The following is a 24161-nucleotide window of genomic DNA, read 5'->3' as shown; positions in this document are numbered from 1 at the left end:
ATGGTTCATCGACTCAGCGGATGGGCGGCGCGTACATCAAACCGCCCTTGTTCCAGAGCGCATTGATGCCGCGGTCGATCTTGAGGGGAGAACCGGCACCCACGTTGCGATCGAACGACTCGCCGTAGTTGCCAACCTGTTTGACGATGTTGTAGGCCCACTTGTCATCCAGCCCCAGCACTGTGCCCTTGGGCTCTTCCAGCCCCAGCAGGCGGCGGATGTCCGGGTTGGTGGACTTGAGCATCTCGTCCACGTTGGCGCTGGTCACGCCGGCCTCTTCGGCGTTGAGCATGGCGTAGAGACTCCAGCGCACCACCTTGAACCATTGATCGTCTCCCTGACGCACCGCCGGGCCCAGGGGCTCCTTGGAAATGACTTCAGGCAATACCAGGGCCTCTTCCGGTTTGGCCAGCTTGATCTTGAGGGAGTAGAGCTGGGACTGATCCGAGGTCAGCACGTCGCAGCGCCCGGCTTCGAACCCTTTCACCGTCTGATCCGAGGTATCGAACACCACTGGGGTGTATTTCATGCCGCCATTGGCGCGGAAGTAATCCGCCAGATTGAGCTCGGTGGTGGTACCGGACTGGATGCAGACCGCGGCCCCATCCAGCTCCTTGGCGCTCTTGACCCCGAGGGACTGTTTGACCAGGAAGCCCTGTCCGTCGTAGTAGTTCACTCCGGCAAAGGTCAGGCCGAGCGACCCATCCCGGGTCAGGGTCCAGGTGGTGTTGCGGGACAGCAGATCCACTTCCCCGGACTGCAGGGCGGTGAAGCGCTCCTTGGCGGTGAGGGAGACATATTTGACCTTGCCGGCATCCCCAAACACCGCGGCGGCGACGGCGCGGCAGACGTCGACGTCGAGGCCGGTCCAGGTCCCCTTGGCATCCGGGTTGGAGAAGCCGGGCAGGCCATCGCCGACCCCGCACTGCACGAACCCCTTCTTCTTGACCGCATCCAGGGTGCCATCTGCCCAAACATTGGCTGCCGCCAGCGACAGCACTATCACCATACCTGCCTTGTGTATCTGCTTCATGTCACTCTTCCCTGTGGTTTGATCCGAGTTGGCATCAAAAACCTCGCAAGATGCCATCCTTTTCCCTGCGGTTCGCAGCTTATCCAGCCCTCAAAAAACCTGTCAATCGGTGCAACCGAGCCCAATTCTGGTGCAGCAGCACAAAATGTCTGAGTGGGTGGCTAAACACCTTATGAATAAAAAATAGACCCTTATTTCCAAAATAGCCTGCTGCCGGAACCCTTTCATACCATGAGGATTATTTTTGCAAAAAAATCGGGGTGCACCGGAATAGAGCGGCAAGATCCGCGACCAACTGACTCATTAGGCTCAGTTTTCTGCTGGCTCGCCCCAATGGGGGGAAGACAGGACACAGGGTGGGTAGCAGGGATTGCGAGGAAAACGGAAGGGAGGGATGGTCAATATCCCCATCGCCAGGGAGGATCAGAAAACGATACCGCTGCAGAGGATATGACCCTCAGGGGAACAGGCTTTGGACATGGTCATTGAGGGCATGAGCCAGCGGCTCAGCCGCCCCGTGGGCCGTCTTCAATCTGGGTGATGACGCCGTTCTCGACGGTAACAAACTGCATGAACTGGTTCTTGCCGAAGTTGTAGGTCCAACGTTCGGCGTATTTCACCGTCATGCGGGCGCCGAACCCGTTCTCCTCGTAGCGGGTCAGGTCTTCCTTGAGCATGGGCTGACCACAGCGGATCAATAGCTCGGCCGTGGTATCCCCCTCGGTCAGCAGCGCGCTCTTGCAGCGCAGGGTGCCCGCACTCACCGGCAGGGTGGCAATCAACAACAAGGCGCAGACAAGCTTCATTTTGCGCTCCATTTAAACAGCAAGGCCCCCAAGGCGAGGCACACCAGGGCAAACAGCGCGACCTGAGCCAGGGCGCCAGCAACCGCTTGCCAGCCCGCCCCCTCCAGCATCACGGCGCGGGCCGCCTCGATGATCTGGCTTAAGGGAAGGCGGGCTCCGATGGCCTGTAGCCAGGGGGGAGAACCTTCCAGGGAAAACCAGACACCGGATAGAAACATCATGGGCAGGCTGATGAGATTGAGCAAGCCGCTCGCCAGCTCCTCGTTCTGGAGTCGAGCCGCGATGAGCAGGCCGAGGGAGGCCATGGCGGTGCCACCGACCAGGGCTATCAGCAGCAGCAGCCAGCCCGACCCCAGCAGGGGCACCTCCAGCAGCCAGTAGGCCACCAGAAACACCAGCAGACTCACCACCAGGGTGATCAGCACTCGCGACAGCAACTGGGCACCGAGAAATTCGGCCGCCGACAAGGGGGTGGCCCTCAGTCGCTTGAGCACCCCGTTCTTGCGGTAGCGGACGATGACGAAGCCGACCCCGAACAGGCCGGAGAACATCAGGTTCATGCCGATCACCCCGGGCAGCAGCCAGTCACCGTAGCGGATGGCCCGCCCTTGCAGCACCTCCTTTTGCAGCGGCAGCCCGATCGCCTGGCGCAGCAAATACTCCGCCATGGCCCCCTGAGGCGCATCCGGATTGACCCAATAGTGGCCATGGGTGGGCGAGAGCAGCAGATCCAGCTGATGGTGGCGCACCTTGAGCAGCCCCTTCTCTGCGTCCTCATAGGGGATCAGCTTCAGCAGTGGAATGACTTGCAGGGGCTGATAGGCGGCAGGCAGCTCTCCCAGCACCCCTATCTGTACCAGAGGCTTGGGGGGGCCGGAGAAGATGAGGGAGAAGCCGATGACCAGCAGCAAGGGGAACACCAGATTCCAGACGAGGGCCGCCCGATCGCGCACGAACTCGAGGTTGCGGGCATGGAGCAGCGCCCCTACGCGCCTCAGGGATCCGCTCATGCGCCGCTCCTCAGGCTATGGCCGGTCAGCAGCAAGAAGAGATCCTCCAGATTGGGGGAGCGCACCTGCATGCCGGTCAGCGGCACCCCCAGCCTCAGCAGATGGGGCAGCAGGAGCGCCACATCGGGGCAGGTCAGCTCCACCTGATCCCCGCGCCGCTGCAACGGGTGTCCCAAGTGCGCCAGGGCCGGATGATCCGCGAGACGCACCAGCACGCCGTCGAAGTGGCGGGCCAGCAGCGCCGCCGGGGTATCCAGGCTGAGCAGATGACCGTGATCCACGATGGCGATGCGATCGCACAGCTGCTGCGCCTCGTCCATGTAGTGGGTGGTGAGTACCACCGTCTTGCCCTGGGCCTTGATGGCCTCGATGCGCTGCCAGAAGTGGTGGCGCGCCTGGGGATCCAGCCCTGTGGTGGGTTCATCGAGAAACAGCAGCTCGGGATCCCCGAGCAGGGCCAGGGCCAGCAGCAGGCGCTGACGCTGGCCGCCGGAGAGCTTGCGGCTGTCCCTGTCGATGAACTCCCCGAGGGCGCACAGCTCGATGAGGAGATCCCGCGGCAAGGGGTTGGGATAGAGGTTAGCGAACAGGCGCAGGGTATCGCGCACCGTCAGAAAATCCTGCAGGGCCGTGTGCTGAAACTGGATGCCGATGCGGGAGCGATAATCGGGGCCACGGGGGGCGCCGTGAAACAGGATCTGGCCGCTGTCCGGGGTGAGGATCCCCTCCAGCAGCTCTATGGTGGTGGTCTTGCCCGCCCCGTTCGGCCCAAGCAGTCCGAAACAGCTGCCGGCGGGAATGGCAAAGCTGAGCCCGTCCACCGCCTTGACGCCGGGGAAGTGCTTGATGAGGTCGACGACTTCGATGATGGCAGCCATGGGGGATCTCCCTGCAGACGCTCTGACTATATCCAAAACGCCCCGCGCTGCCCATGTCCCTCTCTGCGCTGGGGTCAGAAGTGCACAAAAGCAAACGGCGACCCTGAGGTCGCCGTTTGTCGGTGCAGAGTGACCGGATCACAGGATGTCCAGCAGCTCCACTTCGAATACCAGGGCGGAGTACGGCGGGATGGAGCCGGCGCCACGGGCACCGTAGGCCAGATCCTGCGGAATGTAGAGCTTCCACTTGGAGCCAACCGGCATCAGTTGCAGCGCTTCAACCCAACCGGCGATCACGCCAGTCACCGGGAATTCGGCCGGCTCGCCACGAGCAACGGAGCTGTCGAACACGCCACCGTGGGTGAAGGTACCGTGGTAGTGCACACGCACGGACTGGCCGGCAACCGGCACGGCGCCATTGCCTTCGACCATGACTTCGTACTGCAGACCGGAGTCGGTCACTTTCACTTCGGCGCGCTTGGCGTTGTCGGCCAGGAAGGCCTCGCCATCGGCAGCGGCAGCCTTGGCGGCGGCTTCCTGCTCGGCTTGCATGCGGGTGGTGATGACCTGGAAGGCATCGTTGATATCGTCACGGCTGACCGCGAACTCCAGGCCATTCAGGGCATCGGCCAGACCTTGCTGCAGGGCCGGGATATCCAGACCGGCGAAGGCTTGCTGCGCCAGTTGATCACCCATGTTGCGGCCGATGCCGTAGCTGGCCTTCTGTTCGATAGAGTCGTATTGGGACATTGAGATATGGCTCCAGATCTTGGAAATAAAAGAGACGGGATGATATCAGACTTTTTCCCGGGGTGCTGCCGACCGGCCATGGATTTACCCTCCATGGGAGGCACTTCACAGTCGCCCCTCATCCCCTGCCCTTCTCCAGCGAGGGGAAAAGGGAGAGCAACACAGCCGCGCCCCCTTCCCCAGGCGTGGTCCAGCAGGGCCCACAGCGCCACGCCTTTGCTCAGGCTTGGTCCAACAGAGCCCGCACCGCCGCCACCTTGGCGCCGTCCGTGATATTGACCCGGCCATCGTCCGAGGTACCCATGTTGACTCCGTGGGGCACCATGCCCCCACGCCAGCCCATGCCGGACATGTGCACCTCGCTCACGCCGGTGAACTCCAGGATGGTGCGCACGTTGCCTTCATTGACGCCGGCTCCCGGCATCAGGCTGGCACGACCGGCCAGGGTCTGCTGCATGGCTTGCAGGGTCTCGAGCCCCGCCAGGGCGGTGGGCGCGTGACCCGAACTCAGGATCCGCTCACAGCCCGCCGCCACTATGGTCTCGAGATCCGCGCGCCAGTCGGAGCTGAGATCGATGGCGCGATGGAAGGTCACGCCGAGGGGGCCGGCAGCCTCCACCAGCCGTTTGAGCAGGGTTGCGGGCACCCGCCCCGTGCCATCCAGCAGGCCGACCACGACCCCCTGCAAACCGGCGGCGCGGGCGGCGGCGATGTCCTGCAGCATGATGTCGAACTCGGCGGCACTGAAGCAGAAATCCCCAGCACGGGGGCGGATCATGGCGTAGACGGGGATGGTCGCGTGGCGCGCCACCTGCTGCATGAAGCCGTAGGAGGGCGTCAGACCCCCCAGGCCCAGCGCAGAGCAGAGCTCGATGCGATCCGCGCCGGCCTCTTGGGCGGTAAACAGGGATTCCAGATTGTCGATACAGATTTCAAGACGGGTCATGATGACTCCTTGTTCAGGGAGATCAGACCCTGTGCCTGATCTCATAAATTGAGCAAAGCCGCGCCGCGCACCCCACCCGCACCGCCGAAACGGGCCTGGCGGATGGCCGGCAGGGCGACCCCGGACAACAGGTGGCCGGGCAGACGCTTGGGCAGCTCTTCATACAGGGCCGGCAGGCCGCTGAGGCCCCCGCCCAGCACCACCACCTCGGGGTCGAGCACCGAGATGGCGGTGGCGAGGCCTGCGGCCAGGATCTCCAGCCAGCAGTCTATGGTGGTCAGGGCGCTGGCTTCGTGCGCCTCGTAGCGAGCGACTATCTGGTGACCGCTGGCCCGCTCCCCATGGAAGTGGTGATAGAGCCGCTCCAGTCCGGTGCCGGAGGCATAGGTTTCGAAACAGACCAGGCGGCCACAGCCACAGCGGGGGCGCGGCAAGTCGGGATACTTCATCAATATGGTGGCGGGCAGCGGATAGTGGCCTATCTCCCCCGCCAGCCAGTTGCGGCCCTGGATCAGTTGCCCGGCCAGATAGACGGCGCCCCCGATGCCGGTGCCTATGGTCACCCCCAGGGCGCTCTGCGCCTCGGCCGCCGCCCCCTGGTGCACTTCGGACCAGAGGAAACAGTTGGCATCGTTGTCCACCCTGACGGTGCGCCCCAGCAATGCGGTCAGATCCGCTCCCAGGTGACGGCCATGGATGGCGGGCAGGTTCGCCGCCACTATGCTCTTGTCGTCCCGGTTGAGGATACCGGGAAAGCCGATCCCGACCGCTCCCACGGCGCCGAAGCGAGCATCGGCCTCCAGCACCCGGCTGCGAATGAGTTGCTGCAGCCCCGAATAGTCATCCCCCGGGGTGCTCATGCGCTCCTCGTGGCAGAGGTTCAAGTCGCCGTCATACACCGCAAAGGCGACCTTGGTGCCACCAATATCAAAACCGTAATACATGCCCACACTCCCTTGCCGACTAACCGGAACAGTGATTCCAGAGGGGGAACATTGTATTAATTCGCAGGAAAAATAAAGCAACGGGAGGTCAAAAACGGGAGCCAGCTCAAAGCAAACGGAACATTTGTCGCTGCAGGCAGGGCTGCCCCAGGCTGGTGAGGGTGCGCTCCTGCCCGTCGAACACGAAGCCGCGGCGCTGATAGAAGCCCTCGCCTATCCGGTTGCCGTCGAGCAGCCACAATCTGACGCATTCGCAACCGGCCCGGCGCATCTGCATCGCCACCGCCTGCCAAAGACGTTTGCCATAACCCCGGCGCCAATGGGCGGGATGCAGGTAGAGGGCGCAGATGCGGGCTGTCATCATCGCCTCCTGAACAGGCTGCCAGTAGAGCAGACCGATGACCACCTCGTTCTGGCAGATCAACATGGGCTGTGGGCCGGGTTCGGCCAGCCGGCGCTGCCAGATCTGCAGATGATCGGTGACCGCCAGCTGGGCCAGCACATCCTCCCCCAGCATCTCGCCATAGGCCGCCAGCCAGCTGGCCCGCTGCATCACCGTCATGGCGGCGGCGTCGGCGGGCCGGGCGAGTCGCAGGCTTATGCCTTGCACTGGGGAACCAGGCCGGAGGCTTTCGCCTGCTGATACAGGGGCTGCACCTCGGCCTGCTGGGCCTGCAGCTCGGCGATGCGGCTCTCGTCACTCGGGTGAGTGGAGAGCAGCTGGGGCGGCGCCTTGCCACCGGAGGCGGCACTCATGTTTTGCCACAGGGGGATGGCCTGCGCCGGATCGAAGCCAGCACGAGCCATCAGCGCCAGACCCAGCCTGTCCGCCTCGCTCTCCTGCTCGCGGCCATAAGGCAGGGTGATGCCCACCTGGACCCCAAGCCCGAGGGCCGCCATGGTGGCACCGCCCCCCTGACTGCTGCCGATGGCCGCGTCGGCCACCGCCAACCCGATGCCGGTCAGCTGATCCCGGGAGAGACGCTCGTTGGAGTGCTGGGCCAGCACGTGGGTCAGCTCGTGGCCGATGACGGTGGCGAGCTGATCCTGATTCTTGGCCACCTTGAGCAGGCCGCTGTAGACCCCGATCTTGCCGCCGGGCAGGGCGAAGGCGTTCACCTCCTTGGAGTCGAACACCACCACTTCCCAGCTGGTGATGCCATAGCTGGCGGGCACCTGGGCGGTGACCGCCTTGGCCACGCAGGAGACATAGGCATTCATCCTGGCATCCGTGCTCACCTTCTCCTGCTTCTTCATCTGCTCGAAGGAGTCGGCTCCCAGCTGATTCATCTGTTGGGGGGAGAAGAGCAGCATCTGGCTGCGACCGGTCGGCGACTGGGCACAACCGGCCAACAGGGCGCCGCACAGGGCCACCAGGCCAAACGGGTACAGGGGAGAGGAAGCACGCATGAAGGGATCCTTGAACCATGAAGTTGTCCCTATTCTCGGAAATGCCGCCTCAGGGTGCAAGTCTGGCCGCCATCCGTTGCGACCAAAAATATCCCCAGGCCCCAAAATAAAAACGAGCCCACCTGGGGCTCGTTTATCTGCAAGGTCGAAGAGGGGGATTACATGATACCCAGCTTCTTCAGGTCAGCCTGGACCACCTTGGCGGGCACCGGCACATAACCGTCCTTCGCCACTATGGTCTGTCCCGCCTTGGAGAGCATCATCTTCACGAACTCTTGCTCCATCGGGGCAAGGGGCTTGTTCGGGTGCTTGTTCACGTACACGTACAGGAAGCGGGACAGCGGGTACTTGCCGGTGATGGCGTTGTCCGAGGTGGCTTCGATGAAGGTCTTGCCATCCTTGGAGAGCGGCACGGCGCGCACGCCGGAGGTGACGTAGCCGATGCCGGAGTAGCCGATGCCGTTCAGGGAGGAGGAGACGGACTGCACCACGGAGGCGGAGCCCGGCTGCTCGTTCACGCCGCTCTTGAAGTCGCCGTTACACAGGGCGTGCTCCTTGAAGTAGCCGTAGGTACCGGAGACGGAGTTGCGACCGAACAGTTGCAGATCCTTGGAGGACCAGCTGCCATCCAGACCCAGGTCGGCCCACTTGGTGGCGGCCTTGGCTTCACCGCACTTGAGGGTGCTGGAGAAGATGGCGTCGATCTGCGGCATGGTCAGCCCCTTGATGGGGTTGTCCTTGTTGACGAACACGGCCAGGGCATCGACGGCGACGCGGATGGCGGTCGGCTTGTAGCCGTAGCGCTTCTCGAAGGCCTCCTCTTCACCGGCCTTCATGGCGCGGCTCATGGGGCCAAACTGGGCGACACCCTCGGTCAGGGCGGTCGGGGCAGTAGAGGAGCCGGCTGCCTGGATCTGCACGTTGACGTTGGGGTACATGCGCTTAAATTCTTCGGCCCACAGGGTCATCATGTTGGCCAGGGTGTCCGAGCCGACAGAGGACAGGTTGCCCGAGATGCCGCTGGTCGGGGCGTAATCCGGCAGATCCTTATCCACACCGGCAGCCAGAGCGCTGACAGAAAACAGGGTTGCTGCGGTGAATCCGATTACACCAGCCAGTTTGTTGAGTTTCATCCAATCTCTCCAAAATTACAGAAGGCTATTGCCAATACTTGGCGCCGATTAACACTGTCTTGCCGTGGTCAATCCGACTGCATCAGTCAGATTGTTGAGTTTAAATCCGTCCCCTCCTCTTCAAGGTTGCAGAAGGTCCGCTCTTAAGACGGCGCCAGTATCTGGGCTGGCAATGACAAATTTATGGATTTAATGTGACACTTTGATGACATGAAAAGGATTTTATTGCATGAAAAAAGGGCCCTGAACAGGGCCCTTCTATAAGCGCTAACCCATTGCCAGACAAGCTTATTTCACCACCACCATGCGAGCGGGGATGAGGAAGCTGAAGCGGCTGCCCTTGCCAACCCGGCTCTCTATCTCGAGCTGGGCGTCGTGATGGCTCAGGGCGTGCTTGACGATGGCGAGGCCGAGCCCGGAGCCGCCGGTGTGACGGGATCGCGCCTTGTCGACCCGATAGAAGCGCTCGGTGAGCCGCGTCAGATGCTCGGGGGCTATGCCCTCCCCCTCGTCCTCGACCACGAACAGCGCCATGGCCCCCTGCTTGCGCCACTCCACGCTGATCCTGCGCCCCGCCGGGGTGTAGTGGATGGCGTTGTAGACCAGATTGGAGACGGCGCTGCGCAGCTGATCCCTATCGCCGCGCAGGAACAGATCCGGCTGCACCTTGAAGGTGATCTGGTGGGCACTCTCCCCCGAGAGCGCCCTCGCCTCCTGCTCCAGCAGCCCCAGCATGGCGGGCATGTCCACCAGGTGGGAGAGATCCACGCTCGGCGCCGCCTCGATGCGCGACAGGGTGAGCAGCTGATTGACCAGGTTGTCCATGCGGATCGTCTGCTCCATCATCACCCTGTGGGCCTTGGCCCACATGGCGGGGGGCGGCGGCTCCTCGGTCATCTCCAGATAGCCCTTGAGCACGGTGAGCGGGGTGCGCAGCTCGTGGGAGACGTTGGAGACGAAGTGCTTGCGGGTCTTCTCCAGGCTGCGCAGCCGGGTCACGTCCCGCACCACCAGCATGGCCTGATCCTCGGCGTAGGGCATGATACGAAACTCGAGAAACTTCTCCTCGTTGATGGGGGAGTGCATCTCGAAGGGTTCGTCATACTGCCCCTTGCCGAGGTAGGCGACGAAGGCGGGATGGCGGATGAGGTTGCCGATGTGCTGACCCGCATCCTCAGGCCAGCGAAAGCCGAGCAACTGCTCCGCCAGCCGGTTGCACCAGAGGATGCTGCCGTCGGTGCGAAACACCACGGCCGCATCGGGCAGCGCCTCGGCCCCCTCCCGAAAGCGACGGATGAGACCCGCCAGCTCCCGGCGCCGGGCCCGGTGACGCTGCTGCAACTTGTAGATGCCGTTGAAGATGTACTCCCAGCTGCCGCTGCCATGGGGCGGCACCAGGCTGCGATCGTGCCACAGCCAGTCCGACAGCCGCTTCTGGAAGCGGTAGTGCCACCCCAGATGCAGTACGGTGGCCACCAGCAGGCAGAGTGCGAGATGATCGATTAACCAACCTACCAAGACGAAGGGGGCGTAGAAGAACGCCATTCGCCACAACTGTCGCCGCCAGGCGTAAGGTTGCAACATTAAGATCTCCTAGAGACAGCAAAGAGCAAGGGGCCACGCCAGCAGGCGCAGTGTTGCAACCTCTTCCCCTCCCCAAGACAGCCGGGCGAATGAGATTGCAACATCGGGTCCCTAGAGACGGGTGGAGAAGCGGTATCCGGCTCCGCGCACCGTCTGGATCAGTCTGTCGTGCCCCGTCTCTTCGATGGCCTTGCGCAGGCGGCGGATGTGCACGTCCACCGTCCTGTCCTCCACATACACATTGGTCCCCCAGACGTTGTTGAGCAACTGCTCGCGGCTGTAGACCCGCTCCGGGTGCGTCATGAAGAAGTGCAGCAGCTTGAACTCGGTCGGCCCCATGTCCAGCGCCTTTTCCTCGGCGCTGACCCGGTGGGAGACCGGATCCAGTTTGAGCCCCTGCACCTCGATCACCTCGTCCACCGAAGTGGGGGAGACCCGGCGCATCACAGCGTGCAGGCGGGCGGTCAGCTCCTTGGGGGAGAAGGGCTTGGTGATGTAGTCGTCGGCGCCCGCCTCCAGGCCACGCACCTTGTCCTCCTCCTCACCGCGGGCGGTCAGCATCACCACCGGGATCTGGCGAGTCACCTCATCCTGCTTGAGCTGCTTGATGAACTGGATACCGCTGCCACCTGGCATCATCCAGTCCAGCACGATGAGTTCGGGGTAGGGTTCGCGCACCTTCGCCAGTCCATCGGCATAATCTTCCGCCTCAACGGTCTCATATCCTTTCTGCTCGAGCACGAAGCAGAGCATTTCGCGGATTGGTGCCTCGTCCTCGACCACCAGAATTCGCTTAGCCATATCCCTTCTCTCTCCTCTGTGAAGATGGGTGCGCCAATTATTAGAACTTTCTGTGACACTTTTATGACTTTATGACAGGCGGGATGATAAACGTTTTCAGATTCAGGTGACAGCGGTCCGTTGCAGCAGGTCCCAGCGATTGCCGCTGATGTCCTCGAACACCACCACTGTGCCATAAGGCTCGATGCGGGGCTGTTCACAGAAATGGACGCCATGGGCCTGCATGCGGTGATATTCGCCCCAGAAGTCGTCGGTCTCGAGGAACAGGAAGACCCGGCCACCGCCCTGCCGGCCGATGGCGGCCTCTTGCTCGGGGTTGGCGGCGCGGGCCAGCAGCAGGGCCGAGCCGGGGGCGCCCTTGGGGGCGACCCGCACCCAGCGCTTGCCCGGTTTGCCCGGCTCGTCCAGTTGGCTGTCCTCCAGCAGGGCAAAACCCAGCCCCTGGGTGAAGAAGGCGATGGCCCGGTCGTAATCGGCCACCAGCAGGGTCAGGGCACCGAGGTGTTGCGGCATGTGGATCTCCTCATCAGATGGGTGCAGGCACCCGAGGCGCGCAGCATAGCGGTTTTCCCCCCCGCAGTACCAGCGGCCATCGGCCTCGGCTCACTCCACCTCGACCCGGTTGCGGCCCCGCTTCTTGGCCTGGTAGAGCGCCTCGTCGGCCCGCTTCAGCGTCCGCTCAAGGGGATCGCCCCGCCGCTCCGCCACCCCGAAGGAGGCGGTGATCCTGAGCCCAAGGGGCCAGGCCGGATAGGCCTCCAGCGCCCCCCGGATCTGCTCGGCCAGCGCCTCGGCCCTTCCCTGCTCGTAGTGCAGGCAGACCAGCACGAACTCCTCCCCGCCCCAGCGTACCAGCCGGCACAGGCTGTCACAGTGGCGCAGCACCTCGCTCACCATGTGCTTGAGCACCTCGTCCCCCATGGGGTGGCCGTGGGTGTCGTTGACCCCTTTGAAGTGATCGATGTCGATGTAGATCAGGGAGAGGGGCATCTCGCCGAGCTCGCCGAGCAGCTTCTCGCCGCCGAGGCGGTTGAGGGCACCGGTCAGGGGGTCATAGCGGGCCTCCTCCTCGGTACGCCGGTTCTGCTCGCTGAGGCTCTGGCTGAGCGCCTCCGCCGCCAGCTTGGCGGCCCTGGCCTTGCGCAGCTTGTCCCCGATGAGCAGGTGCTCTATCAGGAACAGCAGGACCCCGTAAGCCAGCCAGCTCATCAGCAGATAACGGTAGAAGTCCCCCGGCTTGCCCCAGCGGCCATAGAACTCCATGCGTTCCAGGGTCAGCCGGTAAGCCCCCGGCTGCATCTTGTCATCGGAGGCGAGCTCGATGGCGTAGACATGCCGCAGATCCGGCCCCTGCTGGGAGAGCGGGATGCTGTACCGCTGCACCCACCAGGAGCTGGGGGCGAACACGTCCATCCGCACGTCCTGCGGCATGCCCAGATCGTCGGCACTGAAGAGTACCTCGTTGAATTTGTGGGAGGATTCGTCCCCCGGCGTCGAATAGACGGGGTCGTAGTTGCGCAGATAGAGGCGCCAGGCCTGGATGCCCTGCCCCTCGACGTTCAGCTGGACCCGTATGCCCTCGAAGCGGGAGAGATCTATCCCGGCGCCGGGCTCGGTCAGGGTCAGGATCAGCTCGCAGAAGGGGTAGTCGTAGCCCCCGCGCAGCTGGCAATCCAGGATGGGTTTGGGGGTATCGGCGATCAGGGTCGTCACCGAGCGTCCGCCGTGGGCACGATCGTCCTGCGTACTGATGGACATCTTGGCATCGGTCAGGATGTTCAACCTCTGCTCAGGCCCGAACTCAAACAGCAGGATCGCCACCAGGCTGATGGCCAGCAAGCACCAGAACAGCAGATTGGTCGCACGAGGATAGGAAGGGATCATCGGCATCACACCTAAACGGGAACCTTGAGGCTACACCTTGGGATCCGGCCGCCACCGGCGTCCAAGGTTATTACACGCGCCCGAAACAGGCGCAGGATGACACTGCTACTGCCGATCTGGTCGCATGTTTGCCATATGCACTCCATGTCATGGAAAAATAAAGAAAAATTGCTATCTTGGCGACCAGTCTACACAAGCCTCACCCTGACTGACAACGCCCTCATCCCCCCTCTTTCAACAACCGGTAGAGGGTGGTGCGACTGATCCCGAGACGGCGCGCCGCCTCGCTCAGATTGCCCCCGCAGGCCGCCAGGGTCTGCTGCGCCTGTCGCCGGCTCTGGCTGCGCAGACTGGTCTTCGGTGCCATGACCCCGGCACCCGGTGCCGCCTCGGGCAGATGCAGGTGGACCGGGGTGATCGCGCCCTGCCCCTCCGCCAGCACGCAGGCCACCTCCAGCACCTGCTTGAGCTGACGCACGTTGCCGGGCAGCGGGTGGGCCAGCAATAGCCGAAGCGCCGCATCATCCAGGCGCAGGGAGGCATCCATCTCGCCGATCAGCCGCCCCATCAGGGCGCAGCGCTCGGCATGGGGGCGCTCGCGCAGCGGCGCCACCCATTGGCGCCAGCCGCTGATGCGGTAATAGAGGTCCTCCCGGAAGTCCCCGGCCTGCACCATGGCCGCCAGACCCCGGTGGCTCGCGCTCACCAGCCAGAAATCCACCGCTTCCGGCCTGTGGCTGCCAAGGGGGGTGACGGTTCGCTCCTGCAGCACTCGCAGCAGCCGGGTCTGGGCGGGCAGGGGCAGCTCGCCTATCTCGTCCAGCATCAGGATGCCGCCATGGGCCGCCCTCAGGTAACCCTGACTGCCCTGGCTGCGGGCACCGCTGAAGGCGCCACCCACGTAGCCGAACAGCTCGGCCTCCACCAGATCCGCCGGCAGGGCGCCGCAGTTGACGCACACCAGGGGCTTGTCCCTGCGACTCGACTGGCGATGGAGCGCGCGCACCAGGTGCTCCTTGCCGCTGCCAGTCTCCCCCTCGACGAGCAAGGGGATGCCCCGCTCCAGCATCTTGAGGGGCACGGCGTCGGCAGGGGGGATGGCGACATCGCGGGGCTCGGTCGGTACTTCCAGCCGCAGCCCGCGCCCCTCCCGCAGCAACTGCCGGCCATCGAAGGGGTGCTGGCCGAGCCAGAGCCGCCCCGCCCGGTTGGCACCGAGCAACTCCCCCGACTCCCCCAGCAGCAGGCGGGCCGACCAGAGGCTCTGGGGCTCGAGATCCACCAGCCAGCCCCCCTTGCGCACCAGCAGGGCATTCTCCAGGGTCATGGCCAGCAGTCGCACCGTCCCCAGCATGTCGCCGTCGTGGTGGGCCGCATCGGTGGAGATGTCGAGCACCCCGTGCAGGGAACCGTCCGGCCCGAGCAGGGGGCAGGCGCTGCAACTGAGGCCGCTGTGCTGGGCGAAGAAGTGCTGGGCCCCCAGCACCTGCACCTCGCTCCGCTCGGCCAGGGCGGTGCCGATGGCGTTGGTGCCCTTGCTCGCCTCCCCCCAGCGGGCGCCGCTGCGCAGGAAGATGCGCTCGGCGTGGCGAGCGAACCCCTCATCCCCGCTGGCGGCCAGTATGGCCCCCTCGCCGTCGCACAGCAGCAACCGACAGGGACGCCCCGCCAGCAGCTGGGCAAACAGGGGCAGCACGAAGCGCTGGAAACAGGCGATGAGCTCACGGCTCGCCTCCAGCCGGGCCGACAGCTCCCCCTGGGGCAGGAGATCCAGCTCGGCACTCTGCTGGCGGCTGAGCCCCTGGTGCAGGCAACGCTGCCAGGAGCGTTGGATGGGGCTGGACATGGGGGATTCGCGCATCTGGCCTCCTGTTCACAAACGATACGGTAGCGAGGTCAACTGTCCAGAAACGGCACAGCTCCCCCGGCAAGTTCGAGTTTTCCGGTTAATCAAGATACGCCGCCGCGTCTCTTTTGATAACGTTTTTGTAACTTTCCCGCCTCTGGTCAGACCCAGTGGCACGACCCTTGCGATAGCCAGCAGGCAACCGGCTCCCCGTCGGACCGGCCAGGACCACACACAAGGATAATGCGATGATCTACACAGCTCCCGGCCAGGCAGGCGCCCTGGTCAACTTCAAGTCCCGTTACGACAACTTCATCGGTGGCGACTGGGTGGCCCCCCGCGCCGGACGCTACTTCGAGAATGTCTCCCCCGTGGATGGCCGGGTGTTCTGCGAGGTGGCCCGCTCCGATGCCGCCGACATCGAACTCGCCCTGGATGCGGCTCACAAGGCCTTCCCCGCCTGGAGCAAGACCAGCGTCACCGAGCGCAGCAACCTGCTGCTGCGCATCGCCGATCGCATCGAGCAGAACATAGAGCGCCTCGCCGTCGCCGAGACCTGGGAGAACGGCAAGGCGGTGCGCGAGACCCTGGCCGCGGATCTCCCCCTGGTGGTGGATCACTTCCGCTACTTCGCCGGCTGCATCCGCGCCCAGGAGGGCTCCGCCGCCGAACTGGATCAGAATACCGTCAGCTACCACTTCAAGGAGCCCATCGGCGTGGTCGGCCAGATCATCCCCTGGAACTTCCCCCTGCTGATGGCGGCCTGGAAGCTGGCCCCAGTGTTGGCGGCGGGCTGTTGCAGCGTGCTCAAACCCGCCGAGCAGACCCCGGTCACCATCATGATGCTGATGGATCTCATCCAGGACCTGCTGCCCCCCGGCGTGGTCAACGTAGTCAACGGTTATGGCAACGAGGCGGGGCAGGCCCTGGCCACCAGCGACCGGATCCAGAAGCTCGCCTTCACCGGTTCGACCGAAATTGGCGCCCATATACTGCGCTGCGCCGCCGAGAAGTTGATCCCCTCCACCGTAGAGCTGGGCGGCAAGTCCCCCAACATCTACTTCGCCGACGTGATGCAGCACGAGAGCCAGTACATCGACAAGGCGGTGGAGGGCATGCTGATGACCTTCTTCAACCAGGGGGAGGTGTGCACCTGCCCCTCCCGCGCCCTGGTTCAGGCGAGCATCTATGACGACTTTATGGACCGCGTGCTGGCCCGTGCCCGCACCATAGTGCAGGGCAACCCCCTCGACACAACGACCCAGGTGGGGGCTCAGGTCTCCCGCGAGCAGTACGACAAGATACTGAGCTACATGGAGATTGGCCGCGGCGAGGGGGCGAAAATGCTGATCGGCGGCAACGCCGCCCGGGTGAGCGGGCTGGAGGGGGGTTTCTACATCCAGCCCACCATCTTCCACGGCCAGAACAGGATGCGGGTGTTCCAGGAGGAGATCTTCGGTCCGGCGCTCGGGGTCACCACCTTCAAGGACGAGGCGGAGGCCCTGGCCATCGCGAACGACACCCAGTACGGACTGGGAGCGGGTCTGTGGACCCGGGACAACAACCTGGCCTGGCGCATGGGCCGCGGCATCCAGGCCGGCCGGGTCTGGATCAACTGCTACCACGCCTACCCGGCTCACGCGGCCTTCGGCGGTTACAAGAAATCGGGGATCGGCCGCGAGACCCACAAGATGATGCTGGACCACTACCAGAACACCAAAAACCTGCTGATAAGCCACGACATCAACCCCCTCGGCTTCTTCTGATAGGGGGGTTGACAGAACAAGGGCGCCTGTTGGCGCCCTTTCTTGATCCCAGCCGCTCCTGGCCGCTCTATCTCCTAGCGTTCAATGCCCAGCTGCTGGCGATAGCGCTGGGGGGAGCAGCCCAGCTCCCGATTGAACATGGCGATGAAGGCGGAGGTGGAGCCATAGCCGAGGCGCCAGCCTATCTCCTGGATGGAGAGCTCCCCCTTGAGCCAGGCCAGGGCCTTCAACAGCCGCAGCCGCCCCCGCCACTGACCGAAGTTCATGCCGAGCTCCCGCACGCAGCGCCGGGCCAGGGTACGCTCTGTGCTGTGCAACTGCTCGGCCCACTGGGCCAGAGTGCGCGCGTCGGCCGGGTCGCTGCGCAGGGCCGCCAGCATGGGGGCCAGCAGCTTGTCCTGACTCATGGGCAGGTAGCTCTCCTGACAGCGGGTGTGGGCCAGCTTCTCGATGAGCAGCTCGGCCTGGCGCCTGTCCCAGTCGTTCTCCATGTGGCCCAGTTTGCGCTCGCAAAAATCCGCCAGCAGGGCGCGGATCAGCGGCGTCATCTCCAGCAGCCTGGGTTCGGCGGGCAGGCGGGCGGCCAGGGGTTGGTTCACATAGATGGAGGTGTAGGCGAGCGCCTGCTGGTTGTAGGAGGCGTGCTCCAGATTGGCGGGCACCCAGATGAGGTAGTCCGCCGGCGCCACCAGCCGCTGGTCGTCCAGCACTATCTCCATCACGCCCAGGCTTATCATGCTGAGCTGGCCCCAGGGATGGCTGTGGGGGGCGCAGGCGCTGTCGGCCTGGATCTGCTGATAACGCAGGTAGAGGGGATTGGGTTCGGCCAGGGCCGCATCCTGACGCTGATAAGGAGGCAGGGTCATGGGTTGTCCTTTCTGCGGGATAGATTGTCAGTTTTACGTTACTTGAGGATAGAAAGACAAGGGTAGACTGGGCACCTGATAACAAGGAGCCTTCCATGCGACTCTTCTCCCCCCTCCTCTTCCCCCTGATGGCGGTGCTGATCTGGGCCACCAATACCGTGGTCTCCAAGGCCGCCGCCGGGGTGGTCGATCCCGCAGCCATCTCGTTCTACCGCTGGGTGCTGGCCGCCCTGGCCCTGTCACCGTTCTGCCTGCCCCAGCTCTGGCGCCGCCGCGCCGAGTTCCGCCCCTGGCTCGGCAAGCTGCTGGTGCTCTCCCTGCTCGGCATGGTGCTCTATCAGTGCCTCGCCTACTACGCCGCCCACAGCACCTCGGCCACCAACATGGGGGTCATCGGCTCATTGCTGCCGCTGCTGACCCTGCTGATCGGCGCCTGCTTCTTCGGGCAGAAGCCCGGCAAACAGGCGATCGCCGGCATGAGCGTCTCCCTGTTCGGGGTCTTCTGGCTGCTGAGCCAGGGCCAGCCCTTGGCGCTGCTCCACAACGGCATCAACCCGGGGGATGGCATGATGCTGCTGGGGGCCGCCAGCTATGCGCTCTATGGCCTGCTGATCCGCCGCTGGCAGTTGCCGTTCGGCCCCTGGCTCAACCTCTATGTGCAGATCCTGCTGGCGGTGCTGCTGCTCATCCCGGTCGCCCTGTCCGCCGACTCCCTGGTGGTGCCGCGAGAGGGCTGGAGCATGGTGCTGTTCGCCGGCATCGCCTCCTCCCTGCTGGCGGCCTACTGCTGGATGCGCGGCCTGGCCTGCCTCGGGGCCGAGCGCACCTCGGTGTTCATGAACCTGATCCCCCTGTTCACCGCCATGATCGCCGTCACCAGCCTGGGGGAACCCATTCACGGCTACCACCTGCTCGGCGGCGGCCTCATCCTCGGCGGAGTCATGTGCTCACAGATCAAGGCGCGCAGACGCACGCCCCTGCTGGAAGAAGCCTAGGCAGTGATATCCGCCACCGGGATAATTCAAGGCAGTGCAAGACGCCAAAACAACAAGGGAGCCTCGGCTCCCTTGTTGTTTCTTTACTTCCAAAGCGGCTAGCTCACCCGGCGCCAGTGATAACGCCGCTCCGGCCGGCCGCGCTGACCGTAGTTGAGATCCACGTCCAGCTTGTCTTCAGACTCCAGAAACTCCAGATAGCGGCGCGCCGTGGTGCGGCTGAGGGACAGGCGCAGGGCCACCGCATCGGTGGAGAAGGAGGTATCCGGCTCCCCCGCCAGCAGCTCCAGCACCTGGCGCAGGGTGATGGCGTCTATACCCTTGGGGGTGTCGCGCATCTCCCTCGGCGGGACCCGTTTGCCCATCAGCCGGTCCAGATCGCTCTGCTCCAGCAGGCCGCGCTCGCACAGACGGCGATGCAGGGTGAGGATCTCGTCCAGGCTCTGCTGGATGCGGAACAGCCGCAGCGGCTTGATGATGTAGTCCTGTACCCCCAGGTTCAGGGCCTGCTGTATGGTCTCCACGTCGCAGGAGGCGGTGACCATGACCACGAAGACCTCCCGGTTGTGGTTGCGCAGCCGGTTGACCCACTCCAGCCCGGAGCCATCGGGCAGGGAGATGTCGACGATCAGCAGTTGAGGCTCGGTGGCGCGCAGCATGAGATCGGCCTGGGCCAGGCTCTCGGCCCGCCCCAGCAAGGAGTAACCCGCGGTCGATCCGACCAGCTCGCCAAGGATGGCGCCGATCCGCTCGTCGTCCTCGATAATAAGCGTGAAGATTGGCTTCATGACTCACACCAATTGGTTTTTATTCAAATAGATACCAAACAATGTGGTCTGTTCGGCGGTGCGTCGCCATTCTATCACACCCCCACGACGAGCCACGGTCTTCTTGACCAGAAAGAGACCTACGCCATGATCTCCGGTCTGCCGGCTCACCCCGTAGTCAAACAGGTGATCCGCCAGCGCCTCGTCCACCCCCTCGCCGCTGTCCTCCACCTCGATCACCAGCCGCCGGCCGAAGTCATCGAGGGAGAGGAGCACCCTGGGTTCCCGCTGCTGGCGATTGGCCCAGGCGGCGCGAATGCCGTTGTCCAGCAGGTTGCCGATGCAGGTGATGAGATCCGCCGACACCTCCGCCGGGTACTCCCCGAGGGCCGAGCCGGAGTCCAGCACCAGTTCGACCCCCAGCTCCCGCGCCCGGCTGAACTTGCCGAGGATGAGACCGGCCACCGGCTTGTTCTCCACCGCCCGCAGCAGATCCTGCAGCATGTTCTGGCACGCCTCGTTCTCCTGCTGGATGAGCTCCACCGCCTGCTCCACGTGGCCGAGCTGCAGCAGGCCTGACAGGCTGCTGAGCTTGTTGGCGAACTCGTGGGTCTGGATCCGCAGCATCTCGGCGTACTGGCGCAAATGGGTCACCTGTACCCCCAGACTGCCGGTGCCGTCAGGCCTGCTGAAGATGAGCATGCGCCCTGGCTCCCGGCCATTGAGCTCCTGCCAGTGGCCGACGAAGTCCTCCCCCTGCACGGTGAACTGCACGCTCCCCTGCTGGCTCAGGGCCGGCAGCATGGTCGGTGCCAGCTCGGCGAGGGACTGCCCCAGCAGGGCGTGACGACCGGTGCCCGGCAGCCGCAGCTGATAAAACGCGGCGCTGTTGAGCATCTTGATCCTGAACTGACCATCCAGGGCCACTATGCCCTCGGAGATCCCCTCCAGCACCAGATCCTGCTGGGCAAAGCGGTTGACTATGGTCTCAGGCTCCAGATCCAGCAGGGTGCGCCTTAGCAGGTGTTGCAGCCAGAACGCCAGCAGCAGGCCGCAACCCAGCACGGCACCGATGGCGCTGATGAGCAGGGCGATGCGCTCCAGATAGATGCTCTCCACCGTCTGCATCAGGTAACCCACCGCCACGGCGCCGAGGGCGCGCCCATCGGAGCCGACCACGGGGGAGAAGCAGCGGATGGCCGGCCCCAGGGTGCCCACATCCTTGGAGCAGTAGCTCTGCAGCTCCCGGATGGCCGGCCAGATATCCTCCCCGCGGAAGATCTGGCCGATGAGTTCGGGGGAAGGGTGGCTCAGGCGCCTGGCGTGCTCGTCCGTCACCACCATGTAGGCGGCATCGGTGCGCAGCCGCACCCCTTCCACATAGTCCCGCAGGCCGGGATCCCGCCCCAGTTGCAGAGCCTGCACCACCCGGGTGTCCGCCGCCAGCACCCGCGCCAGATCGCCCCCCTTCTCCTCCAGGGTATTCTCCAGCAGGTGGCGGATGAAGAGGGCGAGCAGCCCTCCCAGGATCAGGATCAGCAGCAACGACAGGCCGAGGGAGAGGGCGACGAATTGGTGGCGCAGTTTCATCTAGTTACCTTGAAGCTCAGGAGGCGGACCAATAGTGCGGGCGCCACCAGGTCTGGTCAATCAAAGGCGCGGGATCACCCTCGAAATCTGCCAGCCCCTCCTCGCGGGCACAGAGCGCCACGGCCCTCGCCACGGCGCGAGCCACCTCCCCCACCTGCTCGATGGGAGGCAGCAAACGGCCAGGAGTGAGTGGATAGGCCCCCACCGCCCGCACCGCCGCCTGCAGCATGCCGTCGCTGATCCGCCGCGCCTTGACGGCACAGGCGCCGAGGCCGATGCCGGGGAACACGTAGACGTTGTTGCACTGGGAGACGATCCTCGCCTCCCCTTGCACCACCACAGGCGGGAAGGGGCTGCCGGTGGCGAGCAGGGCGCGCCCACCGGTGGCCTGCCACACCTGCTCCGGGGTCGCCTCGGCGCTGCGGGTCGGGTTGGAGAGCGGCAGGATCACCGGCCGCTCGCACACCTCCCCCATGGCCGTCAGCACCTCATCGGTGAACAGGCCCCCCTGGCCGCTCACCCCGATCAGCACCCCGGGCCTGAGCTGGCGGATAAGCTCGGGCAGGGAACCGCAAGCCTCTGCCGGCGCGCGGGCGAAGGGCTGCTGGGTGAGGGTCAGGCCGGCGCGATCCCGGCACACCAGACCGAATTGATCGAACAGCCAGACCCGCTCCGGGCTACCCGCGAGCTGGGCCAGCATGGCGGCGATGCCGCAGCCCGCCGAGCCAGCGCCGACGATCAGCACCGGGGTCTGCGCAAGCGTGCTGTCCGCCTGCTGCAGCCCCGCCAGCACGCAGGCCGAGGCGACCGCCGCCGTGCCCTGGATGTCGTCGTTGAACATGCAGAGCTCGTCCCGGTAGCGAGCCAGCAGGTTCGCGGCGTGCTTGCCGGCGAAGTCCTCGAACTGCAGCACCACCTGGGGCCAGCGCCGACGAATGGCCGCCACCACCTTGTCCATGAAGTTGTAGTAGGCCTCCCCGTCCACCCGGGGGGCCTGCCAGCCGAGGTAAGAGTCATCCTCCAGCAGCTCAGGGTTGTTGGTGCCCACGTCCACGCACAGGGGCAGGGTGCGCGCCGGGTTGATGCCGCCAGCGGCACTGTAGAGCGCCAGCTTGCCGATGCAGATCCCCATGCCGCCGATGCCGAGATCCCCGAGCCCCAGCACCCGCTCCCCGTCGGAGATGACGATGACATCCACCTCCTGCTCCACCGCCGCGAAGATGTCGTCCAGCTCGTCCCTGTCGTGCCAGGAGAGATAGAGGCCGTGGCTGCGCAGGTAGAGATCGCTGTGGCGCTGGCACGCCTCCCCCACTACCGGGGTATAGATGATGGGCAAGAGCTCCGGCAGGTGGTGGCGCACGAGATCGTAGAACAACACAGGGTTGTCCTCCTGCAACTGGCGCAGCAGCAGATGCTGATCGAAGGGGCTCTGCATGGCGCTGACCAATCGGTAGATGCGGCGACGCTGCTGGGAGAGGGACTCCTCCTTGTGGGGCATGCGCCCCATCAGGCCCTGACGCTTGCGCTCCGCATAGGGCAAGCTGGTGCCCATCATGATGTCGTTCATGTCTTGTTCCTTATGCCAGCAGGGAGATGATGAGGGTGGCCAGGATCAACATGAAGGCGCCCCCGAGACGGGAAGATATCTGGGCGAAGGGCATCAGCTTCATGCGCTGGGCCGCCGACAGCACGGCCACGTCGCCGGTGCCCCCCATGTTGGCCATGCACAGGCCGCCGGTGAGGGCCGCCTCGATGGGATAGAAGCCGATCATCCGCCCGACGATGGCCGCCCCCAGGGCGCCCCCCACTACTGTGGTCAGCACCATGATGAAGTAGTTGACGGAGAAGGCGCCGATGAGCTCAGGGATGCTGGTGTAGGCGACGCCGATGCCCACCAGCAGGGAGGGGGTGAGGTTGCTCACCACGAACTGGTACCAGTCCGCGGCCGCCTGCTCGTAGCGGCGCGGCAGCAGGCCGCTCACCTTGATGATGGCCACCGCCAGTATCATCAGGGCGAAGGGGTGCATGGGGATGAAGTTGCCGAGCAAGGAGCCCAGCACGAACATGCTGGAGCTGATGAAGAGGCCGAGCCCCAGGCTCTCCAGGGTCGGTGCCTGCACCTTCTCCTCCGCCACGTTCTCAACACCCTCTTTGATCATCAGCTTGCCGTTGCCGGTGAGGGAGGGATAGCGGCGACCGAGGCGCGCCAGCAGGGAGCCCACCAGTATGGCCAGGGTGTTGGCGATAACCACGGCGGGGACCATGCGCGACAGCAGATCCGCGCTCGACATCTGCAGGGGGCCGGAGAGGATCTCCACCAGGGGCACGGCGCCGGCCCCCATGCCGCCGCCCATGATGGGCAGGCCGATGAGCAGCACGGCGTTCTTGAAGCCGTAACCCAGCAGAGTGCCCACCAGGCCGACGCTGACCAGCGCCAGCACCACCCCACCCAGGATCACCGGCAGGTAGCGCATGGCGGCATTCTTGAGCAAGGTGCCACTCATGCCGAACACAGAGCCGGTCACCAGGCTCGCGATGAAGAAGTTCAGGAAGCCCCCCTCCTTCATGAAGTTCGTGATGACCTGGCCCGCCGCCGCCGGCATGACCCCGTATTCGAACAGGGCGGCACCGCCGAAGATGGCGAGTATGGTGCCGCCCCCCAGGTATTCGCGGATGGGGGGAATGCGTTCGCCGAGTTCGGTCAGCAGGGTGCCGAGCACGAACATCAGGGCCAGGGCGCCGACCATGCCGAGCGGCAGGGAGCCGTTCCAACCCGAGAATAGGACGCAGGTGGCGAGCCCGAGGAAGATCATCATGGGCATGCCGGCAATCTGCTGATCGCTCCAGGCCGCCTTGGCTTGCAGTTGAGGAGTAGAGAGGTTTTTCATTGTTATGCTCCAGCATTGTGGTGTGGCGCCACTCTAATGATCCCTCCCTCCCCTGTCGGTTAGCAGGCTTACAAAGCCATATAAAAACATTGAAACCTTAAGCACCATTGGGCGCCGTTATCCCCCTCACCGCAGCCATCCCGCCCCCCTCCCATCGGCACGCCTAACACGTTTTGCCGACGAGAACCTTAACGTGACCTGTATCACACTATTTACTTAGCCTGCGAAATAAATATAATGCTTAGCAGGCTAAGTAAGTGAGGG

Annotated in this window: 22 protein-coding genes; 2 read left to right on the top strand and 20 right to left on the bottom strand. The window is 64.4% G+C overall.

Going from position 1 to position 24161, the window contains the following annotated elements:
- Positions 1–13 precede the first annotated feature (13 nt).
- The 15 genes from ACT5M9_RS17650 to ACT5M9_RS17580 form a co-directional block, all read right to left on the bottom strand.
- Complete coding sequence (locus tag ACT5M9_RS17650) at positions 14–1033, bottom strand: amino acid ABC transporter substrate-binding protein (protein ID WP_457980043.1); 1020 nt, start codon at positions 1031–1033, stop codon at positions 14–16.
- 506 nt (positions 1034–1539) lie between these two features.
- Positions 1540–1851 carry a DUF2845 domain-containing protein gene (locus ACT5M9_RS17645; RefSeq protein WP_457980045.1) on the bottom strand — a complete coding sequence of 104 codons (312 nt, stop codon included), beginning with the start codon at positions 1849–1851 and terminating at the stop codon, positions 1540–1542.
- On the bottom strand, positions 1836–2849 hold the full coding sequence (locus ACT5M9_RS17640; RefSeq protein WP_457980047.1) for an ABC transporter permease: 1014 nt from the start codon (positions 2847–2849) through the stop codon (positions 1836–1838). The genes ACT5M9_RS17645 and ACT5M9_RS17640 overlap by 16 nt, the downstream gene beginning before the upstream one ends.
- Positions 2846–3727, bottom strand: a complete 882-nt coding sequence (locus ACT5M9_RS17635; RefSeq protein WP_457980048.1) for an ABC transporter ATP-binding protein — start codon at positions 3725–3727, stop codon at positions 2846–2848. Before ACT5M9_RS17635 ends, ACT5M9_RS17640 begins: the two co-directional genes overlap by 4 nt.
- A 138-nt stretch (positions 3728–3865) precedes the next feature.
- Positions 3866–4477 carry an FKBP-type peptidyl-prolyl cis-trans isomerase gene (locus ACT5M9_RS17630; RefSeq protein ID WP_438550158.1) on the bottom strand — a complete coding sequence of 204 codons (612 nt, stop codon included), beginning with the start codon at positions 4475–4477 and terminating at the stop codon, positions 3866–3868.
- Between the two features lie 220 nt (positions 4478–4697).
- Positions 4698–5423, bottom strand: coding sequence for a copper homeostasis protein CutC (locus ACT5M9_RS17625; RefSeq protein WP_457980050.1), 726 nt, complete (start codon positions 5421–5423; stop codon positions 4698–4700).
- 41 nt (positions 5424–5464) lie between these two features.
- Positions 5465–6367: an ROK family protein gene (locus tag ACT5M9_RS17620; RefSeq protein WP_457980051.1), complete on the bottom strand. Its 903-nt coding sequence runs from the start codon at positions 6365–6367 to the stop codon at positions 5465–5467.
- A gap of 106 nt (positions 6368–6473) precedes the next feature.
- Entirely contained in the window at positions 6474–6977 is a 504-nt protein-coding gene (locus ACT5M9_RS17615) for a GNAT family N-acetyltransferase (protein ID WP_457980053.1), read from the bottom strand.
- The gene (locus ACT5M9_RS17610) at positions 6965–7777 is read right to left on the bottom strand and encodes a M48 family metallopeptidase (RefSeq protein ID WP_457980055.1); all 813 of its coding nucleotides are present in this window, start codon (positions 7775–7777) and stop codon (positions 6965–6967) included. Before ACT5M9_RS17610 ends, ACT5M9_RS17615 begins: the two co-directional genes overlap by 13 nt.
- A 158-nt stretch (positions 7778–7935) precedes the next feature.
- Positions 7936–8910, bottom strand: coding sequence for a PstS family phosphate ABC transporter substrate-binding protein (locus tag ACT5M9_RS17605; RefSeq protein WP_438550163.1), 975 nt, complete (start codon positions 8908–8910; stop codon positions 7936–7938).
- Between the two features lie 288 nt (positions 8911–9198).
- Positions 9199–10494, bottom strand: coding sequence for a phosphate regulon sensor histidine kinase PhoR (gene phoR, locus ACT5M9_RS17600; RefSeq protein WP_438550164.1), 1296 nt, complete (start codon positions 10492–10494; stop codon positions 9199–9201).
- 111 nt (positions 10495–10605) lie between these two features.
- Entirely contained in the window at positions 10606–11295 is a 690-nt protein-coding gene (gene phoB, locus ACT5M9_RS17595) for a phosphate regulon transcriptional regulator PhoB (RefSeq protein ID WP_041206225.1), read from the bottom strand.
- A 102-nt stretch (positions 11296–11397) separates the two neighbouring features.
- Positions 11398–11808, bottom strand: coding sequence for a VOC family protein (locus ACT5M9_RS17590; RefSeq protein WP_457980057.1), 411 nt, complete (start codon positions 11806–11808; stop codon positions 11398–11400).
- A 90-nt stretch (positions 11809–11898) separates the two neighbouring features.
- Positions 11899–13179, bottom strand: a complete 1281-nt coding sequence (locus ACT5M9_RS17585; RefSeq protein WP_457980059.1) for a GGDEF domain-containing protein — start codon at positions 13177–13179, stop codon at positions 11899–11901.
- Between the two features lie 220 nt (positions 13180–13399).
- On the bottom strand, positions 13400–15040 hold the full coding sequence (locus tag ACT5M9_RS17580; RefSeq protein WP_457980061.1) for a sigma-54-dependent Fis family transcriptional regulator: 1641 nt from the start codon (positions 15038–15040) through the stop codon (positions 13400–13402).
- 233 nt (positions 15041–15273) lie between these two features.
- Between ACT5M9_RS17580 and exaC the strand changes: the two genes are divergently transcribed.
- Positions 15274–16791: an acetaldehyde dehydrogenase ExaC gene (gene exaC / locus ACT5M9_RS17575; protein ID WP_457980063.1), complete on the top strand. Its 1518-nt coding sequence runs from the start codon at positions 15274–15276 to the stop codon at positions 16789–16791.
- 74 nt (positions 16792–16865) lie between these two features.
- On the opposite strand, the gene ACT5M9_RS17570 is transcribed toward exaC, so the two are convergent.
- Positions 16866–17657 carry an AraC family transcriptional regulator gene (locus tag ACT5M9_RS17570; RefSeq protein ID WP_457980065.1) on the bottom strand — a complete coding sequence of 264 codons (792 nt, stop codon included), beginning with the start codon at positions 17655–17657 and terminating at the stop codon, positions 16866–16868.
- Positions 17658–17752: 95 nt separating this feature from the next.
- Here ACT5M9_RS17570 and ACT5M9_RS17565 point away from each other — a divergent pair, with 95 nt between their 5' ends.
- Complete coding sequence (locus tag ACT5M9_RS17565; protein WP_457980066.1) at positions 17753–18652, top strand: DMT family transporter; 900 nt, start codon at positions 17753–17755, stop codon at positions 18650–18652.
- Between the two features lie 98 nt (positions 18653–18750).
- Here ACT5M9_RS17565 and ACT5M9_RS17560 read toward each other — a convergent pair whose 3' ends face one another.
- Genes ACT5M9_RS17560 through ACT5M9_RS17545 form a run of 4 tightly spaced genes read right to left on the bottom strand, consistent with a single transcriptional unit; the run spans position 18751 to position 23897 of the window.
- Positions 18751–19440 carry a response regulator gene (locus tag ACT5M9_RS17560; RefSeq protein ID WP_457980067.1) on the bottom strand — a complete coding sequence of 230 codons (690 nt, stop codon included), beginning with the start codon at positions 19438–19440 and terminating at the stop codon, positions 18751–18753.
- Between the two features lie 3 nt (positions 19441–19443).
- The gene (locus ACT5M9_RS17555; RefSeq protein WP_438550172.1) at positions 19444–21009 is read right to left on the bottom strand and encodes an ATP-binding protein; all 1566 of its coding nucleotides are present in this window, start codon (positions 21007–21009) and stop codon (positions 19444–19446) included.
- 16 nt (positions 21010–21025) lie between these two features.
- Positions 21026–22576 (bottom strand): NAD-dependent malic enzyme, encoded by a 1551-nt coding sequence (maeA, locus tag ACT5M9_RS17550; protein ID WP_457980069.1) that lies wholly within the window; start codon positions 22574–22576, stop codon positions 21026–21028.
- Between the two features lie 10 nt (positions 22577–22586).
- Positions 22587–23897, bottom strand: a complete 1311-nt coding sequence (locus ACT5M9_RS17545; RefSeq protein ID WP_457980071.1) for a 2-hydroxycarboxylate transporter family protein — start codon at positions 23895–23897, stop codon at positions 22587–22589.
- Between the last annotated feature and the right edge of the window lie 264 nt (positions 23898–24161).

The organism is Aeromonas sp. AE23HZ002T15, assembly GCF_054165525.2.
The sequence above is the reverse complement of the archived record's forward strand: the minus strand, read 5'-3'. Positions and strand labels throughout refer to the sequence as shown.